This is a genomic window from Citrobacter sp. RHBSTW-01013, assembly GCF_013781985.1.
GTDB lineage: Bacteria > Pseudomonadota > Gammaproteobacteria > Enterobacterales > Enterobacteriaceae > Citrobacter > Citrobacter braakii.
Genome location: NZ_CP056185.1, coordinates 1,587,325 through 1,604,377, shown reverse-complemented (window position 1 = coordinate 1,604,377; position 17,053 = coordinate 1,587,325). Strand labels below are relative to the sequence as shown.

Genomic DNA, 17,053 nt, shown 5'->3' with positions numbered 1-17,053 from the left:
GAAATGGCGGTAGCCGCTCACAGACTCAACCACTCAGCAGTATCAGCAACGCACTGTGAGGAATGCGGTGATCGCCTCAGTAACGAGCGCCGGAAAGCGTATCCGGGATGCACGATGTGTGTGGAGTGCCAGGGTGAGATGGAATTGCGTAAGAAGATTGGGAGGATGTAATGGATTACAGCAAGCTGAGTGACTTTGAGATTAACAGCGCAGTGTCGATGGCCTTGCTGGACAAGTCGGCAAATCCATCGGCAAGATATGTTGCCATTGGTGACTACTGCAACAACCCTACAGACGCATGGCCGATCATTGAAAAATACAGAATTTCTTTCTTAGACCAATTAACCGAATGGTGTGTTGACGCTAAAGGTGTGAGTCCAGTATTTGAGGCCAATCCTTTGCGAGGAGCAATGATTGTATTCCTCATGATGCAGGACTCAGCCAATGTTCAGGATAATCCAGCCTAATACCTGGTATGCCGATCTTCACGGCGCACCCTGCAAAATAATCCGCGCTACCCACGAAGTCATCCACTACATCAGAAACGGTCGCACCTGCATCGCCAGCATGGGCAGATTTCAAAAAGAATTCGAGCCGCTGACCAAAGCACAGACCGAGCGGATCGCCGAAGAACTTGAAACAGCAGAACACTTAAAACGCCTCCGCGCTATGCGGGTGGCATGAGGAGGGATTATGCGCATCACTATGACGGTTAACTCAACGCTGGATATTGAGAGCGCCATCGCCGCCCTGAGACATTTCATCAGCGAGAAGAAGCCGAATGATGGTACGAGCGACGTGTGGGGGATCGGCATTACCGGAGGCACCTACTTTTCCGTAGGCGTTAAGACAAACGGAAATTACACAGTTAAGCAACAGGAATGAGAGGTAATACACCATGAAGAATAACTCAGCGGCACGCAGACTGCTTGGGATGAATCACTGGCGCAGCAACACCCAACTCATGCAGTACGTATCGCGGCACGTTGCAACGAAGACAGGAAAGTCAGCGCCAAGCTGGATTGCAGTCCGAACTCGCAGATCTGATTTCTGCTATTTCACCGAATGACGCAACTGATAGTCAGTTATGAGCTGGCTATTGGGTGCGAATGCACTGCCACGTTATCCCCTATTTGCCCGGCCAATAGTGCCGGGTTCTTTTTGCCTGGCTTCCAGGTTCGATTTCCAAACCGGAGATGAAACCCATGCAACACCAATTACAGCCCGATTCACTGGTTGATCTGAAATTCATCATGGCAGATACTGGTTTCGGAAAGACCTTCATCTATGACCGCATCAAAGACGGCACTCTGCCAAAAAGTAAACTCATCCACGGCCGCGCACGCTGGCTATATAGTGAACACTGCGAGTTCAAACAAAAACTCTTAAGCCGCCTCGATGGGTAAAATTGCGGGTAAAATAAAACACATATCTGAAATTTCCCTTTCTATACAAGCCCCTGACATGCCAATTCGATGTATGCAGGGGACACTTTTAATTAAATGCATCCGGCTAAATCCTTTCATTTACCTGTCAGTTCATCCCTGAGCCAGGCGATAAAACGGCACATTCCTCACCGTTGCAGTAAGATTGTCGGACACCATTGTCTGCTCAGTAGCTATCCGCATCCCTGATTTTCTCAGCCTCAGTACGTCAGCAGCAATACGTTGGCTGCCAAACCAGAAAAGCCCGTCCAAAGCAGTGACATCAAGGCCTGATTCCAGTGCCAGCTTCAGACGCTCACGCGGTGCTTTCACCGTTTTAGCAATTTGCTGATATGGCGCTTCGCTTGAACCTGCACGATTAATGCGTCGAATACGATGCGACAGGCGGTACTGAAATTCATCCGGTATCCCGCCGAGACTCTCTTTCAGGCTGTAAACACAACCAAAGCGTTTGCCGTTAAAGATTACGTTTTTCTGACTAAGCTGTAGCTCTTCACGAACGCTGGCAATCAGTTGCGGGGTACGGAGTAATAACAAACGGAAAGGCAGCTCAAAGCTGGTCACATAGTCCACATTCAATAAAGCAATACGCAGACGCTCTTGCGGACCCGCCTTCATTTCCCGACATTCAGCAATAACATCAACCCACTGGCCAGCCAGACGGGAACTTTCAGTCGCCTCAGTAAAGCTGTATTTTTCAGTCTGATAATCAATACGTTCGGTCACTCGGAATTCCCTTCTGGCCACATCTCGGTATTGGTTGCTCACTTTACCAGCGACAGACTGCAACCGGAAGCCTGCGAGTATGGTCAGTGGAATGATAGAAACTTCTGCGGAAACGCTTCATTTATTGATAAATCAATCATTAAAAATATATTTTGACTAAAATCAATTAACCAAAATTATGGTTATTGAAGTATAGCCATGATTAATCTTTAGCCAGTTTGTCAGGAATAAGTTCTCCATAAACAGGCTGATTAATACCGGTAATGAGAAACATTATCGGAAATGATTCATCACTCAGAAAAAAGGAATTTATTCATATGATCAGAATCAAGACCAGTATCGCTACTTTGACCCTTTGTACCTTACTGACAGCTCCCGCATGGGGAGACGCGCAATCGCCGATAAGGCTGGTGATCCATGGTGGTGCCGGTACCATTACAAAAGATACCATCACACCAGAACAGGAAAAGCAGTATACAGAAAAACTCACTGAAGCTCTGAATGCAGGTTATGCGGTTCTGAATAAAGGCGGTAGCAGCCTGGAAGCCGTTCAGAAAGCGATTAATGTGATGGAAGATTCTCCTCTCTTCAATGCAGGTAAAGGTGCCGTGTTTACCCACGATGGCCGCAATGAACTGGATGCGTCCATTATGGATGGGAAAACCCGAAAAGCCGGTGCCGTTGCCGGTGTAACCACGGTTAAAAACCCAATTAATGCGGCGTATGCCGTTATGACTCAAAGCCCGCACGTTCTCATGGTCTCGACAGGCGCGGATACCTTTGCAAAAGAACAGGGACTCGCAACCGTTGATCCTGCTTATTTCAAAACAGATTTTCGCTGGCAGCAATTACAGAATGCAATCAAAAAAGAAAAAGTGCTCCTTGATCACGATGGAAAGAGCGCTGCCCTGTTCGCTGATCCAATGATGTATGACTATAAATATGGCACTGTCGGCGCTGTTGCTCTGGATAAAGACGGTAATCTCGCTGCCGGAACGTCTACAGGCGGAATGACCAACAAACGTTACGGACGTGTGGGGGATTCACCTATCATTGGCGCAGGAAATTATGCCGACAATGAAACCGTGGCGGTATCCGCAACCGGCTCAGGAGAAATGTTTATCCGCACACTGACCGCGCATAACATTGCAGCCCAGGTGAAATACCGCAATACCCCTTTAAAAGACGCAGCGCAGAATGCTCTGGATGAAGTTAAGGCGCTGAATGGCAGCGGTGGAGTAATTGTGCTTGATAAAGCCGGTAATTACACCATGTCCTTCAACTCTGAAGGTATGTACCGGGGAACCATAGGCGATGACGGAAAACCCGTTGTAGCAATTTATCGTTAATACTATTTCCCCGCCAGGGGATGAACCGACCCGGTATGTTGTCCGGGTCGGTTAAACGGCGTCAGGTCAGACAACAAAACGATTGACCAGATCCTTCATAGTGACAGACAGATTGTCCAGGCGCTGGCTGTCGCTTGCGGCCTGAGAAACCAACGCCGCGTTTTGCTGCGTGACCTGCTCCATAGGTCGCAGTGCCAGGTTAATCTGAGTTACCCCTTGCGATTGTTCCGTCGCTACACGAGCGATATCCGCAATATATTGCTTCATGCTGGTGGTATTGTCCGCCGCGGCTTCTAGCGCGGTAGCGGACGCCGTAACCCGCTCAACACCCTCACTAATTTTTACCATATTCTGCGCGACCAGCTCGCGGATCTGATTAGCTTCTTTGGCACAACGCTGCGAAAGATTCCGCACTTCACTGGCGACAACCGCAAACCCCCTGCCCATCTCTCCGGCCCGTGCAGCTTCCACTGCCGCATTCAGCGCCAGCAAGTTAGTCTGAAACGAAATATCGTCTATCGAGGTCACAATATTCGAGATTTTCTCACTGGAAGAACGAATATCCCCCATGCTCTGATTTGCCGCACTGGCGACGTTACTGGCCTGGCGGACCTCTTTTTCCAGCCTGATTGTCAGATGCTCCGCTTCGCGGGCATTGTCTGCCGTTTGCGTAATCGTCGTGGAGAGCTGTTCCATACTGGCCACCGCTTGTACTATTGATGCTGCCTGTTCATCCGTGCGTTGGGCCAGGTCCTGATTACCCGCCGTAATACTGCTGCTGGCATCGGATAAAACCACAGAGCCTTGTTTAATCTCCTGGACGATATGCTGAATACTTTCCAGCATCGTGTTATAGGCGCGATTAAGTGAGGAAAGCTCATCTTTCCCCGGGGTCGCCAGTCGTTGAGTCAGATCGCCGTTCATACCCGCAATCTTGCGGAGCGTGTCACTAAATTGACGATGCATATTGATAGCGATTGCCCCTGCGAACGCCAATGATGCCAGGAGCGCTAACAAGCTGACAATCATATATATTTGCCAGTTTTTTCGTGCATCCTGCGCGAGTTTTTCCGCATTCGCTAACAGAAGATTCGCCGTCACATCTTCTATCTGCCGCATCACTTCAATACGCTGGGTTTGAACCTTGAACCAGACAGTAGGATCGACATCAAATCCACCGTTCGCGGCATGACTAAACGCGGTTTCGCGTAATGAGAGGGCTTTTGACGCTTCTGTGGACTGTAAGCGGCTTTCCAGCATGGCCGCCTGTTCCGGTGGGCTCAGACGCAACGATTGTGCCAGCCAGACGTTCTGTTTACTGACGACATCACTGAGTTGATGTAACTGCCCCTCGGCGAAATGACCGGAGGAAAAGATATTTGACAGCAGCGCGCGTTCAATACCTGCCTGTTCTTTCAAATTCAGCAAGTTGTAGTAGGCGGCGAATGCGTTCGCCATCTCGCCTGAATCCGTCAACTGTCCCAACCTGCCCACAAAACTCAGCACATCAGCAATGACATTAGTATAAAACTTAACGACATCGGAGGCCGGAAGCCCCAATCGCGTGACGTTTTCCCGGATGGTGGCAAGCGACAGAATGTTTTTCTTAAACGTGGTGACAGAATTGGCGGCATCCCCTTCTGGTAATGCAGTATCGGACAGTGAACGCACAAAGACCTCGATCTCGCGATCGGTTAAAGCCCGCTGCGCGGTTAACTCATCTTTGAACGTCTTCCCTTCAGCCCCCAGAAATCCGACGCTCATTCCCCGTTCTTTTTGCAGCTCATGCACCACATTTCCGGCACTACGCGCGAGCGCTGTCAGTTGAGCAATATTTTCCATCTGCCGTTCTGTCTCAATGCGCGTCAATATTCCTGAACCAGCAAACCAACATAACGCCAATAATAGTGGTTGTAGCGCGATTATTAACTTCATTTTCATCGGCATTCGATAAACCCACCACATGCCACTCCCCTCCATTGTCCATATTTTCATTATGGTTATCGGCGCAATGAGGCTGCACTTTAAATTTGATCAAGAGACAACTGATTGTTTTTTAGATTAAATACCTGCCAAAATAACTCTATTTGATTATGACAATCAGGATAAATCACTGAAATATTTATTTTTATGATATCTATTCTCAAGATAGTTAAATAATTCAGCATATTATTTCTTATTAAAAAACGAGTTAACTATCAACACGATTCGGAAAGGGAGTAAGACACAGAACGGTGACGCCTACTGGAGATAACCGTCGTGGCACGGCCATTTTCTGGCATCCCGCCGAACGTTAAGGTTATAATCCTGACAACGATTTTATTGGATTAGAAGCGACGATGACAAAACTTACCCTACAAGAACAGATGCTTAAGGCAGGTCTGGTCAGCAGCAAAAAAGTGGCCAAAGTGCAAAGAACGGCGAAGAAATCGCGCGTTCAGGCTCGCGAAGCCAGAGAAGCGGTTGAAGAGAATAAAAAAGCGCAAATTGAGCGCGACAAGCAGCTCAGCGAACAGCAGAAACAGGCCGCGCTGTCTAAAGAATATAAAGCCCAGATCAAGCAACTGATTGAAATGAATAAAATCACCATTACCCGTGGCGATATTGGTTACAACTTTACTGATAATAACCTGATCAAAAAAGTCTATGTTGATAAGGTGACTCAGTCTCAGCTGATCAAGGGCCGTCTGGCCATTGCCCGACTGACGGCTGAAAGCGGCAACGATAGCGAATACGCCATTATCCCGGCTGTCGTCGCCGACAAGATTGCGCAGCGCGATGCAAGTTATATCGTTTTAAATTGCGAGCTGAGCCAGGAAGCGAAGGACGAAGACGATCCGTATGCTGATTTTGTCATCCCTGATGATTTGATGTGGTAAGAAAAACAACCAGATAATCACCCGGACTTCCGTTGCCTATTTCGGTGAACGCCAACGCCGCCACCGAAATACTCTCGACGTCCCTTCTCCCCCAATCCTGGCGACTAAAACTTATAGTGTTCTTTGCTCAGCCCGTATTTTCTCATGCGTAAATACAATTTTTTACGCGGGATTTGTAAATACTCCGCCACTTCATTAATGCGCCCCTGATGAATATTTAGCGCTTCAGTAATGATCTGTCGCTCGTACTCTTCAACCCGCCGATCGAGCGGTGTTGGTTCAGGCAGATGCAGCTGCGGATTCGCGGTTTCAGCCAGCGGGAGTAGCCCAACGGCAAAAAGTTCGGCGGCATTCGCCAGTTCCCGGACATTACTTAACCACACGCGACGCCGCATGCCTTTCAGTAACTCCCCTTCAACCTCGGGCACGGGATGGTTCAGGCGCAGACAGGCTTTCTGCAGGTAATGACGAAACAGCGGCTCAATATCATCCGGACGCTGTGACAGCGGCTGGCAACCGATTTGCGTCATCGCAAAACAGTAGTAGAGTTCGGCCACAATCTGGTTGGTTGCCGCCAGTTCCACTAACGATGTGTCACCAATGCCTATCAGACGAAACGGACGCCGCTCCTGGCTTTGCAGATGCACCAGATGGTGCTGCTGTTCACGTGTCAGGCACTCAATATGGCTCAGGACCAGCGTTCCTCCTTGCGCCTGTGCAATAAGGTCATTGAGTAGTCCCGCGTTCCCGGGCGTTAGTTCACCGCGGATAAACGGCCCATCAGCGCTGCGCCCAAGCTGATGCAAATACCGGGCTCCGGTCATACGTCCTGTCCCCGGCTCGCCATAAAACCAGACGGCAATATCCGTTTCCGCCAGGTGTTGCAGACGTTGACGATACTGATTGACCCAGTCACTGTAGCCGAGCAGTTCAACCTGAAGCTTTTGCTGGCAATAATGGCGACGGGCAATCACGGATTGTCTCTGACGCAGCGCATCCTCTACCAGCGACAGCAGTTTGCCGGGGTCGACCGGTTTTTGCAGAAAGTCCCATGCGCCTTTCTTTACTGCCTCCACCGCCATCGGGACATCGCCATGCCCGGTGATAAGCAGAATAGGGAGCTGATTATCATCCTGATGAAACAACGTCATCAGGTCTATTCCATTGCAGCCAGGCATACACACATCGCTCAGAACAATCCCCGGCCAGTCGGCTTGCAGCCAGTTTCGGGCATCAAAAGGGTTATTGCATGCATAGACACGGTACCCCTCTTGTTCAAGCAACAGAGTGTAAGCGTCGAGAACATCGGCATCATCATCAATCAGCAGAACAGAATAGTCATCACACAACATCGTTTACATCCGTCAGATTAAATTGCAGAACGACGCAGGCATTACGCCCCGGTGTCGATGCCAGGCGCAGCTCGCCGTTCATTTGCCCCATTAACGATACACAAATCGATAAGCCAATACCGAGCCCCACATCCTTACTGGTGGTAAACGGCTTTAACAGTGATGGCAATAACGCCTCAGGCCAGCCGGGGCCGTTATCGCAGACAAAGACGCACAATCGGCTGCCCTCAGCCTGCCAGTGAACCTCTATTTGCGCGCCAGTCGGACTGGCATCAAGCGCATTTGCCAGTACGTTTACCAGCACCTGCTGAATACGCACTTCATCACCTGTCACCCATACACTCTGGGCTGGAAGCGTCAGCGTACCCTGCTGAGGCTTATGCCGCATGGCCAACAGTTCCCAGGCGGCGCTGAATGTTTGTCGCAGATCGACCGGATGCAAAGGCGCGCCCGGCTCGGCCCGACGTGCAAACTGACGCAGCGAACGGATAATGGCATCAATACGGGTAATCAGCCCCTCCGCTTTGGTTAACGTACTTCTGGCCTGAGCGGATTGTCCTTGTTCAATTGCCCTTCCCGCCGTAAACAGGTACATCGACAGCGCATTCAGCGGTTGGTTAATCTCGTGCGCCAGCGTGGTCATGGTCTGTCCCACCACTGCCAGTTTTGCCGTCTGGATCAGTTCATCCTGCGTTGCCCGGAGATCGGACTCTATCTCCTTGCGCTCTGTCACTTCCTGCTCCAGCTGATTTTTTTGCGCACTCAACTGGCCCAGAGTATGGCGCAGCAATCCTGCGATGCGCCCGAGCTCATCGCGCCCATAAACCGGGATGGTGGCATCCGTTCTGCCAAGACCAATTTGCACCACGGCCTGGTTGAGTGCGGTAAAACGCTTCACCAGACGCGAACGAATAAAGTAATGGTTGAGCCCCCAGGCGAGAAGTAGCGCCAGCAGCGTCGCCAGCAGAATAAGTCCACCGCTGACGCGAACAATTTGTTCCAGCCGCTGGTTAAACATCTGCATTTGCTGATGGCTACTCCCCAACTGCGCCTCAAGTAGTGTCCGAAAGCGCCCGAGCGTTGCCTCTCTGGCATGGTTGGCATCAACGAGCGCTTTTTGCGCGGCGACATAATCGCGCATGGTATCGGGCATTTTATTTTTCATCATCCCGATTTCCAGTAACTCATCAATGGTTTGCCGCAGGGTGATAGTACTGGGCCAGTCATCGAGGGTACGGATATTTTCATCCGCCGTTTTCTTCAGATTCTCCAGATAGCGGATATGATTCTCCACCAGCATTCCGTCGTCGCTACCCGACTTCAGTTCATTGAGCCTGTCGCGTAAATCATCCACGATCTGATTTTCAATTCTTGCCAGGGTGTAAACCTGCTGCTGCTCGTTTTGTACCTCTCTGGCACGTTTGAGATACTGCGCCGCATCGCCGTTTTTGGCCTCAATTTGATCCAGCAACGTCCCCTGCTGCCAGGTAAAATCCTGCACCAGCGAATTCAGCTCGGTTGTAAAATCATCATGTAGCCAGTCGATGCGCGCGGAGAGTTCACTCACCTTTTCGCGCACGAGGAACATGTTGTAGAGCACCCGGTCCAGCTCCGCCATCAGCGCCCGACTGTCTTGCAAAATCACCGCCAACTGCTGTTGTTCTGCAGATTGTAATCCCCGGCTCAGCACCTCAATTTTGTCCAGATGAGAAATAATTTGATTGCGCAGTTGCAGCCTTACCGTGGTGTTGGGGGCCAACAGGAATTCATTAAGCTGATCCACAACCAGGTTGAGATTTCCTTCTATCAAAAAAGCGGAATGTACGCGCGGGAAGTAATCATCAAGTGAATAGCGTATCTGCGAGCTCTGCTCATGCCAGGAGTACAAACTGACGCAGCTTACGCTCAACGTCAGTAATGCGCCCGTCAGAAACGCTCCCCGCAGGCTGCTGCTGATGCTGAGCTGGCGCAGGCGTTGCAGTATCGAACCACCTTTCATTTTAACTCTTCCAGTTTGGATATCGCCTGACGCTGATTTTTAAGAAACCAGAGCTGCCACTCCATCATCTGCTGTTCGGCTACGCTTTTATTCTCAAATTGCGCAAGCCAGGCCTCATCTTCACTACTTCTGGCATCTATCGGGACGCTGGTCAGTAATGCTCTGATTTCGGGTAGCGGGCGTTTCAGGCGCGCTTCCGCACTGTATAGCGCCCGCCAGGCATCTTTCAGCTGCGCGAGTCGAAAACTGATGGCGGTATCAAACATCCGCTGCACCAGCTGTTGCCGCTTAAGGATCAGCCGATAATTAAGCGCGGGCTGGCTCATCAAAATAGCCTGCTGAGCGGCGCGTGGGTTATCAGGCGCGAGCTGCGTGACCGGATATTTCCCCGTGTTCGCATCCGCAAGGATCCGCTGTCCTTCCGGGCTTAACAGATAGCGGATAAAGCGACGCGCTTCGTTGGGGTGCTGGCTATTCTTGAGTACGGCAACATAGGTGGGTGACACCGCCGAGCGAGGGAAATAGGTAAAAGTAAGGTGCGGATCGTTAAGCAACAGGTTGGCATAGTTATCAATAACCGGCCCCGCCACGCCCAGACCGCTCTTAATTTTGTCGGCCACGCCAAAACTGCGTGATGAAATCGTTACCAGATTACCGGCGCTGGCCAACAGCGTCGCCCAGCCCTCTTCCCACCCTTTCTGTTGCAGCAGCGACTCAACCATCAGGTGGTTGGTATCGGAACGCGACGGGCTACTCATCAACAGCGCGTTCTGATATTTAGGCTGCGTTAAATCCCCCCAGTCGTCAGGCGGCGGAAGATGCCGCGCCGCCAGCGCAGAACGATTAATCAACAGGCCAAACCCTGATATCGCCACAGCCACGGAGGTCGAGCGAATCGAGTCTGGCACCAGCCGCTGGCTTTCAGGCAGCGCATTATCGAAAGGAGCCAGCTTCTGATGCTCCTGAAGATGCTGCAACAGCATGGGGGATGAGGTCAAAATCAGATCGACGTTTTCTGCATTCGCAGTATCCAGCAACTGTTCCAGCGAACCGCTGGTCCGGTTTAACGTGCGAATCATCACTGACCCTGGCTCCGTCTGCCAGCGCTGGATAATCCAGGCCGTGGCCCCTGGGGAAAAGGTGGTCGCCATCACCAGCTCTTTACCCAGGACCTGGCAGCTCGCCGACAGCGACATAAAACAGAGCAAGAATGCCCAAAAACGCCCCCGGCCCAACAGTCTGTTTGTGATCCCGTTCATAAATACCAACATGTACAAAAAATAATATTGAGACAAAACTTACCCGTTTATCACCGCTGGGGGGAAGAATAAGGTTATTCGTAGAATAACCAAACGGAAAGTGACGACATCAGTAAAGAATACCCGAAAATGCAGCCTGAATTTGTTAATACCCGCACACGCCGATGATAAAAATGCCCGTGAAAGAATAGAATTGAAAATCCATTATTAAAAAAGAGTCAAAATCTGCCACGCCGCCCGCAAATTGAGTCAATAGTGACACATTTCATCAACTTGAGTTTCTTTGCCGTCTATTTCACTCTTCACTGCGAAAAATCCTGATATTCACATCAATAAAAAATTAGGTGATGATATGTTATCAATATTTAAGACAGGACCAGCGGCGAATAAAGTCCCGGCGGAGAAAGTCCAGGCAACTTATGGCCGATACCGCATTCAGGCATTACTCAGCGTATTTCTTGGCTATCTTGCGTACTATATTGTGCGCAATAACTTCACGCTTTCGACTCCATATCTGAAGGAGCACTTGGATCTCAGCGCTACGCAGATTGGTTTACTCAGCAGCTGCATGCTTATTGCCTATGGGATCAGTAAAGGCATTATGAGCAGTCTGGCAGACAAGGCCAGCCCGAAAGTCTTCATGGCATGCGGCCTGATCCTGTGCGCTATCGTCAACGTAGGCCTGGGGTTCAGTACCGGATTCTGGATATTTGCCGCGCTGGTCGTTTTCAACGGTTTGTTTCAGGGGATGGGCGTTGGCCCTTCATTTATTACCATCGCTAACTGGTTTCCACGTAAAGAACGTGGACGCGTTGGCGCATTCTGGAATATCTCACACAACGTTGGCGGTGGTATTGTCGCCCCGATTGTTGGCGCCGCGTTTGCCATTTTGGGGAGCGAACACTGGCAAAGCGCCAGCTATATTGTTCCGGCCTGTGTTGCCGTACTGTTTGCTTTTATTGTGCTGATGCTGGGGAAAGGTTCACCACGCCAGGAGGGTTTACCGGCTCTGGAACAAATGATGCCAGAAGAAAAAGTCGTATTAAATTCCCGACACGCTGTCCAGGCGCCAGAAAATATGAGTGCCTTCCAGATCTTCTGCACCTATGTATTGCGTAATAAAAATGCCTGGTATGTTTCACTGGTAGACGTCTTTGTCTATATGGTGCGTTTTGGTATGATTAGCTGGCTGCCAATTTATTTATTAACCGAAAAACATTTCTCGAAAGAGCAAATGAGCATAGCTTTTCTGTTTTTCGAATGGGCGGCAATTCCTTCCACATTACTGGCGGGTTGGCTCACCGATAAACTGTTTAAAGGCCGTCGCATGCCGCTGGCCATGATCTGTATGGCGCTGATTTTCGTCTGCCTGATCGGTTACTGGAAAAGTGAATCTCTGCTGATGGTCACTATTTTTGCCGCCATCGTGGGTTGCCTGATTTATGTTCCGCAGTTCCTGGCCTCCGTTCAGACCATGGAAATCGTCCCCAGCTTCGCAGTAGGTTCTGCGGTAGGGTTACGCGGATTCATGAGCTACATTTTTGGCGCATCGCTGGGAACCAGCCTGTTTGGCGTGATGGTCGATAAAATGGGATGGCATGGCGGCTTCTATCTGTTGATGGGCGGGATTGTCTGCTGCATCCTGTTCTGCTACCTCTCTCATCGCGGCGCGCTGGAACTCGAACAACAGCGGAAAAACGCTCAGCAAGAGGAAGCGTCACTCCAGTTGGCTGATGCCCGGTAGCCGATTTCAGTCTCGCAAAAAGTGCCAGCGATGCTGGCACTTCAATACATTCAGATAAAGAATAAATAGCTCAACGTGATAATTTATTGCTTACCGTAACCCACCATAAAGCGGATGATCAAACCGCATGCTGGGGCAAGAAAAAGGAATAATCCGGTAACCATCTCGTTACCATTGGTCAACTGCATAGTAAAAACGTAAATTAATGCCGTGAGTATGGCCATGCCGATAAAAGCACTTATTGACGCCGCAGCCCCCATAACCTGCCAGATATAGCAACTGACGCTCAGAATGCTCAACGCGAGAAAGATCCAAAAATAGAACATAGCGATACCTCCTGTTTGCCGTAAAAATTTACGTAAGTCCTTACACTCCCTTGAGTTTATATTCTAAGACAATTCCCAATGGTTCGCAATTTAAGCAACATTTTCGTTACAAAAATCACTCAATCGCTGACTACTAATTTATTCGACAGCCGTTTATTTAATCGTCATAAAAACAACGCATTATATATCGACTCATTTTTGACCTTAATCGCCGTAAAAACATTTACGCATCTTGAGTAATTATTTCTGGCTGACATTAATATTCGGGTGTACATTGAGCGTCCGATCATTCATGCCCCTTCCTGGTTTTGTCCTGACTCAGTTTTACACTCTTTACAGGAACCAATGTCGTTCATGGCGGCCTAACGATCAGTACAGACTGTAAAGCGGCAGACTAAAGAATCTTCGCGATACACCTATTTCGTATCAACAACAGGTGCTTATGTTCCCCCAATGTAAATTTTCACGCGCGTTTTTGCATCCGCGCTACTGGCTCACATGGTTTGGCGTCGGTGTGCTCTGGTTACTGGTACAGCTTCCCTATCCCGTATTGTGTTTTCTTGGTACCCGTACAGGAACGCTGGCTCGTCCATTTTTAAAGCGCCGTGAATCTATTGCTCATAAAAATCTCGAACTCTGTTTCCCAAATCTGTCGCAAGAAGAAAGAGACAAACTGGTCGATGAGAACTTCCGTTCACTCGGCATGGCCCTGCTTGAAACGGGTATGGCCTGGTTCTGGCCGGATCGCCGGGTACGCAAATGGTTTGATGTAGAAGGGCTGGACAACCTGCAACGCGCACAGATGCAAAACCGTGGCGTGATGGTGGTAGGCGTACACTTTATGTCACTCGAATTGGGTGGTCGCGTAATGGGACTTTGCCAACCGATGATGGCAACCTATCGCCCGCACAACAATAAGTTGATGGAGTGGATCCAAACCCGCGGTCGTATGCGCTCCAACAAGGCCATGATCGGCAGAAATAATCTGCGCGGTATTGTCGGCGCCCTGAAAAAAGGGGAAGCGGTATGGTTTGCCCCCGATCAGGACTACGGTCGTAAAGGGAGTTCATTCGCCCCCTTCTTCGCAGTCAAAAACGTCGCGACCACCAACGGTACTTACGTGCTGTCACGGTTATCGGGCGCAGCGATGCTGACCGTAACCATGGTAAGAAAAGCAGATAACTCCGGTTACCGCCTGTTCATCACGCCAGAAATGGAAGGTTATCCAACAGATGAAAGCCAGGCAGCGGCGTATATGAACAAAATTATCGAAAAAGAGATCATGCGCGCGCCCGAGCAGTATCTCTGGATCCACCGTCGCTTCAAAACTCGCCCGATGGGTGAAGCCTCGTTGTACATCTAAAAAGAAAGGCCGAAAGGCCTTTCTTTTTTTCTGCGCCTGAATTACTTCACGCCCCACTTGTTCTGTAATTCAGCCATTCGCTCATTGTAGTTACGGGCTATACACGCTGGCTTATCCTGATCTTTCCAGCATTCGTTACGCCCTTTCACCCAGCCGCGTTGCTCTGCTTTGAGCGTCGGGTTATTACTCGATTTTACCAGCGCCTGCTTGTAGGCCCCGTTCAATGCCAAATCCATGGCTGAGAGCGAAGGACTTTGACAGATAACCTCTTCGATACTGCCCTTTGCTACCGCAGAACAGGAAAAAGAAGGCCCGTTGCTGGTCGATTTCTTTGCCCCTGAAAAGTCGATATTGTCTTCAGGCAGGCAAATCCCGTGCTTACGATTAGGCCCGGTCCAGGAAACGTCCGGATTCCCGTCATCTTTACGGGAGATAGACACGGTATTGTTACCGCTTTTTGCTTCCCAGTAATTTTCATTGAAGGCCTTTACCGTCGACTTAGTGCCATCAATCCAGATATTGCCTTTACCATCACTATTCACACCACCAATACTTGCGCAGCTGAAATTGAATGCCATCGGCGAGGCCGCCATCGACGTCACTGGCGTAAGAACGAGTGCTAACATCATTAATCTGGTCATTTTTAACCTTTTCATAATCTCATTCCGCGAAAAATTAACCGCATTAACATCATGGAGACATGAGAATTCTCCGAGTAAACATTTCGTCGCTCAATAGCAATTTATTACCGACAGAAATTAAACTGTCGCCGAATCACGACACTTGTAAGTTATTAAAATTAAATAAAAAAATGCCTCTTGTCTCACCTCATTTTTAGGCGTACATTAGCGCCGTCTGGAGCATAAAAGCTCAGAATTCTGAGGTGATGCAGACAAGCAAACGAAGGGAATTCTCCATTTCGTTTACGCGTGCATCAGCTCTCTGTCAGGTTAGCATATGTTCATTTAGACGTACCTCAGGTACGCGGAGAGATGAAAAGTGAAATATTTCTTTATGGGCATTTCTTTTATGGTCATCGTTTGGGCCGGTACTTTCGCCCTGATGATCTAAATTAAAAGACGCAGCAAAAAAACAGGAGCCTGATGGCTCCTGTTTGCTTTTGGGGAAACGTGTTGTTAGTCAGTACTTTCGGTGGCCGATTTTGCACTGGCAGGCAATAAGCCATCGGCGCGGAACATTGCTTTGATGCCACGGATCGCCTGGCGGGTACGGTCGCGGTTTTCAATTAACGCAAAGCGCACGTGCGTATCGCCATAATCACCAAAACCAATCCCCGGCGAAACACATACCTTCGCCTCGTTCAGCAGTTTCTTGGCAAATTCAAGTGAGCCCATCGCGGCATATTGCTCTGGGATTTTCGCCCAAACGTACATCGAGGCCTTGGGCATCTCGACCATCCACCCGGCTTCATGCAGCCCCTTAACCAGCACATCTCGACGACGTTTATATTGCTCAGCAATATCCCGCACGCACTGCTGATCGCCTTCCAGCGCGGCGATTGCTGCAACCTGCAACGGAGTAAAGGTTCCGTAATCGTGATAGCTCTTAATTCGAGCCAGCGCGTTCACCAGCGTTTTGTTACCTACCATAAAACCGATACGCCAGCCCGCCATGTTGTAGCTTTTCGATAGGGTGAAAAACTCCACCGCGACATCACGAGCGCCCGGTACCTCCATAATCGACGGCGCTTTCCAGCCATCGTAGACGATATCGGCATAGGCCAGGTCATGAACCACCAGCACGTCATAGCGTTTAGCCAGGGCCACAACTTTTTCGAAGAACTCCAGCTCGACGCACTGCGCAGTCGGGTTGGAAGGAAAACCTAAGATCATCATCTTCGGTTTCGGGTAGCTTTCGCGAATCGCGCGCTCCAGCTCATTAAAGAAATCGACGCCTTCGACCAGCGGCACTGAGCGTACCTGCGCGCCGGCAATCACCGCGCCATAAATATGGATCGGATAACTCGGGTTCGGTACGAGGACCGTATCGCCGTGATCCAGCGTGGCCAGCATCAGGTGCGCCAATCCTTCTTTCGAGCCAATCGTCACAATCGCTTCGGATTCCGGATCGATCTCAACGTCATAGCGTTCCTGGTACCAACGGGAAATCGCCCGACGCAGACGCGGAATGCCGCGCGAGGTGGAGTAACCGTGCGTATCCGGGCGCTGCGCCACGGTACAGAGTTTTTCGACGATGTGAGGAGGCGTGGCCCCATCCGGGTTCCCCATGCTGAAATCGATAATATCTTCGCCGCGCCGACGCGCAGCCATCTTTAGCTCAGCAGTGATGTTAAAAACGTAAGGGGGAAGGCGATCAATACGCGTAAAGCGACGTTCAGGGCGGGAGTCAGCCATAATATCCTCAGATTAACGTTAGCGCCCGGACCGTCCGAGCGACGCTGCCACGATGGTGGCACGTTTAGAAAATAGCCTGAATAATTTCCTTCTGTCGAGAGGCAAAACAAAATATTTTTTATTGAGATAAAAGAGGAATAGCCAGAAAAAATGAGGAAATAAAATTTTTCACACTCCGCTTAAAATTACCACCATTTTACATTTTATTGTTAAACATATTACTTTTCGCGCTCCGT

The 17,053-nt window shown here is 49.8% G+C and carries 17 protein-coding genes; 9 read left to right on the top strand and 8 right to left on the bottom strand.

What is annotated here, in order from left to right:
• Positions 1-170 precede the first annotated feature (170 nt).
• The 4 genes from HV350_RS07685 to HV350_RS07670 all read left to right on the top strand — a co-directional run bounded on the left by HV350_RS07685 (position 171) and on the right by HV350_RS07670 (position 1,406).
• Positions 171-467, top strand: a complete 297-nt coding sequence (locus HV350_RS07685) for a phage protein NinX family protein (protein ID WP_181630132.1) — start codon at positions 171-173, stop codon at positions 465-467.
• Entirely contained in the window at positions 445-684 is a 240-nt protein-coding gene (locus HV350_RS07680) for a DUF4222 domain-containing protein (protein ID WP_181630130.1), read from the top strand. The genes HV350_RS07685 and HV350_RS07680 overlap by 23 nt, the downstream gene beginning before the upstream one ends.
• A gap of 9 nt (positions 685-693) precedes the next feature.
• Positions 694-885: a hypothetical protein gene (locus tag HV350_RS07675; protein ID WP_181539069.1), complete on the top strand. Its 192-nt coding sequence runs from the start codon at positions 694-696 to the stop codon at positions 883-885.
• Between the two features lie 320 nt (positions 886-1,205).
• The gene (locus HV350_RS07670; protein WP_023294204.1) at positions 1,206-1,406 is read left to right on the top strand and encodes a transcriptional regulator; all 201 of its coding nucleotides are present in this window, start codon (positions 1,206-1,208) and stop codon (positions 1,404-1,406) included.
• Positions 1,407-1,538: 132 nt separating this feature from the next.
• Here HV350_RS07670 and HV350_RS07665 read toward each other — a convergent pair whose 3' ends face one another.
• Positions 1,539-2,171 (bottom strand): DNA-binding protein, encoded by a 633-nt coding sequence (locus tag HV350_RS07665; RefSeq protein ID WP_181630129.1) that lies wholly within the window; start codon positions 2,169-2,171, stop codon positions 1,539-1,541.
• Between the two features lie 317 nt (positions 2,172-2,488).
• Between HV350_RS07665 and HV350_RS07660 the strand changes: the two genes are divergently transcribed.
• Positions 2,489-3,520, top strand: a complete 1,032-nt coding sequence (locus tag HV350_RS07660; protein WP_101700101.1) for an isoaspartyl peptidase/L-asparaginase — start codon at positions 2,489-2,491, stop codon at positions 3,518-3,520.
• A 66-nt stretch (positions 3,521-3,586) separates the two neighbouring features.
• Here HV350_RS07660 and HV350_RS07655 read toward each other — a convergent pair whose 3' ends face one another.
• Positions 3,587-5,485 (bottom strand): methyl-accepting chemotaxis protein, encoded by a 1,899-nt coding sequence (locus tag HV350_RS07655; protein WP_016153885.1) that lies wholly within the window; start codon positions 5,483-5,485, stop codon positions 3,587-3,589.
• A 374-nt stretch (positions 5,486-5,859) separates the two neighbouring features.
• Between HV350_RS07655 and HV350_RS07650 the strand changes: the two genes are divergently transcribed.
• Positions 5,860-6,399 (top strand): DUF2058 domain-containing protein, encoded by a 540-nt coding sequence (locus tag HV350_RS07650; protein WP_016157066.1) that lies wholly within the window; start codon positions 5,860-5,862, stop codon positions 6,397-6,399.
• A gap of 104 nt (positions 6,400-6,503) precedes the next feature.
• Here the strand turns inward: HV350_RS07650 and pgtA are convergent, their stop codons facing one another.
• From pgtA to pgtC, 3 genes are read right to left on the bottom strand one after another with little or no spacing between them, the layout of a single operon-like run.
• The gene (pgtA, locus tag HV350_RS07645; RefSeq protein WP_016153887.1) at positions 6,504-7,751 is read right to left on the bottom strand and encodes a two-component system response regulator PgtA; all 1,248 of its coding nucleotides are present in this window, start codon (positions 7,749-7,751) and stop codon (positions 6,504-6,506) included.
• A complete protein-coding gene (pgtB, locus tag HV350_RS07640; RefSeq protein WP_170973721.1) occupies positions 7,741-9,735 on the bottom strand; it encodes a two-component system sensor histidine kinase PgtB in 1,995 nt (664 codons plus the stop codon). Before pgtB ends, pgtA begins: the two co-directional genes overlap by 11 nt.
• A gap of 11 nt (positions 9,736-9,746) precedes the next feature.
• Positions 9,747-10,946 carry a phosphoglycerate transport regulator PgtC gene (pgtC, locus tag HV350_RS07635; RefSeq protein WP_131379798.1) on the bottom strand — a complete coding sequence of 400 codons (1,200 nt, stop codon included), beginning with the start codon at positions 10,944-10,946 and terminating at the stop codon, positions 9,747-9,749.
• 415 nt (positions 10,947-11,361) lie between these two features.
• Here pgtC and pgtP point away from each other — a divergent pair, with 415 nt between their 5' ends.
• Entirely contained in the window at positions 11,362-12,753 is a 1,392-nt protein-coding gene (pgtP, locus tag HV350_RS07630) for a phosphoglycerate transporter PgtP (RefSeq protein WP_181599026.1), read from the top strand.
• An 83-nt stretch (positions 12,754-12,836) separates the two neighbouring features.
• Here pgtP and HV350_RS07625 read toward each other — a convergent pair whose 3' ends face one another.
• Positions 12,837-13,079 carry a DUF2545 family protein gene (locus tag HV350_RS07625; RefSeq protein WP_016153891.1) on the bottom strand — a complete coding sequence of 81 codons (243 nt, stop codon included), beginning with the start codon at positions 13,077-13,079 and terminating at the stop codon, positions 12,837-12,839.
• Between the two features lie 442 nt (positions 13,080-13,521).
• Between HV350_RS07625 and lpxP the strand changes: the two genes are divergently transcribed.
• Entirely contained in the window at positions 13,522-14,442 is a 921-nt protein-coding gene (gene lpxP, locus HV350_RS07620; protein WP_019077327.1) for a kdo(2)-lipid IV(A) palmitoleoyltransferase, read from the top strand.
• Positions 14,443-14,483: 41 nt separating this feature from the next.
• Here lpxP and HV350_RS07615 read toward each other — a convergent pair whose 3' ends face one another.
• On the bottom strand, positions 14,484-15,098 hold the full coding sequence (locus HV350_RS07615; RefSeq protein WP_181630128.1) for a lysozyme inhibitor LprI family protein: 615 nt from the start codon (positions 15,096-15,098) through the stop codon (positions 14,484-14,486).
• Positions 15,099-15,441: 343 nt separating this feature from the next.
• On the opposite strand from HV350_RS07615, the gene ypdK reads away from it, so the two are divergent.
• Entirely contained in the window at positions 15,442-15,513 is a 72-nt protein-coding gene (gene ypdK, locus HV350_RS07610) for a membrane protein YpdK (protein WP_010723117.1), read from the top strand.
• Positions 15,514-15,578: 65 nt separating this feature from the next.
• Here ypdK and alaC read toward each other — a convergent pair whose 3' ends face one another.
• Complete coding sequence (gene alaC, locus HV350_RS07605; protein WP_016153894.1) at positions 15,579-16,817, bottom strand: alanine transaminase; 1,239 nt, start codon at positions 16,815-16,817, stop codon at positions 15,579-15,581.
• Positions 16,818-17,053: the final 236 nt, after the last annotated feature.

Bases quoted from the DNA above. Each gene is read 5' to 3' on its own strand.
- HV350_RS07650 (WP_016157066.1), top strand. From the start codon at position 5,860: ATGACAAAACTTACCCTACAAGAACAGATGCTTAAGGCAGGTCTGGTC.
- HV350_RS07680 (WP_181630130.1), top strand. From the start codon at position 445: ATGTTCAGGATAATCCAGCCTAATACCTGGTATGCCGATCTTCACGGC.
- HV350_RS07670 (WP_023294204.1), top strand. From the start codon at position 1,206: ATGCAACACCAATTACAGCCCGATTCACTGGTTGATCTGAAATTCATC.
- lpxP (WP_019077327.1), top strand. From the start codon at position 13,522: ATGTTCCCCCAATGTAAATTTTCACGCGCGTTTTTGCATCCGCGCTAC.
- HV350_RS07625 (WP_016153891.1), bottom strand. From the start codon at position 13,079: ATGTTCTATTTTTGGATCTTTCTCGCGTTGAGCATTCTGAGCGTCAGT.
- HV350_RS07685 (WP_181630132.1), top strand. From the start codon at position 171: ATGGATTACAGCAAGCTGAGTGACTTTGAGATTAACAGCGCAGTGTCG.
- HV350_RS07675 (WP_181539069.1), top strand. From the start codon at position 694: ATGCGCATCACTATGACGGTTAACTCAACGCTGGATATTGAGAGCGCC.
- HV350_RS07660 (WP_101700101.1), top strand. From the start codon at position 2,489: ATGATCAGAATCAAGACCAGTATCGCTACTTTGACCCTTTGTACCTTA.
- alaC (WP_016153894.1), bottom strand. From the start codon at position 16,817: ATGGCTGACTCCCGCCCTGAACGTCGCTTTACGCGTATTGATCGCCTT.
- pgtC (WP_131379798.1), bottom strand. From the start codon at position 10,946: ATGTCGCTGTCGGCGAGCTGCCAGGTCCTGGGTAAAGAGCTGGTGATG.
- HV350_RS07615 (WP_181630128.1), bottom strand. From the start codon at position 15,098: ATGAAAAGGTTAAAAATGACCAGATTAATGATGTTAGCACTCGTTCTT.
- HV350_RS07655 (WP_016153885.1), bottom strand. From the start codon at position 5,485: ATGTGGTGGGTTTATCGAATGCCGATGAAAATGAAGTTAATAATCGCG.
- pgtA (WP_016153887.1), bottom strand. From the start codon at position 7,751: ATGTTGTGTGATGACTATTCTGTTCTGCTGATTGATGATGATGCCGAT.
- pgtP (WP_181599026.1), top strand. From the start codon at position 11,362: ATGTTATCAATATTTAAGACAGGACCAGCGGCGAATAAAGTCCCGGCG.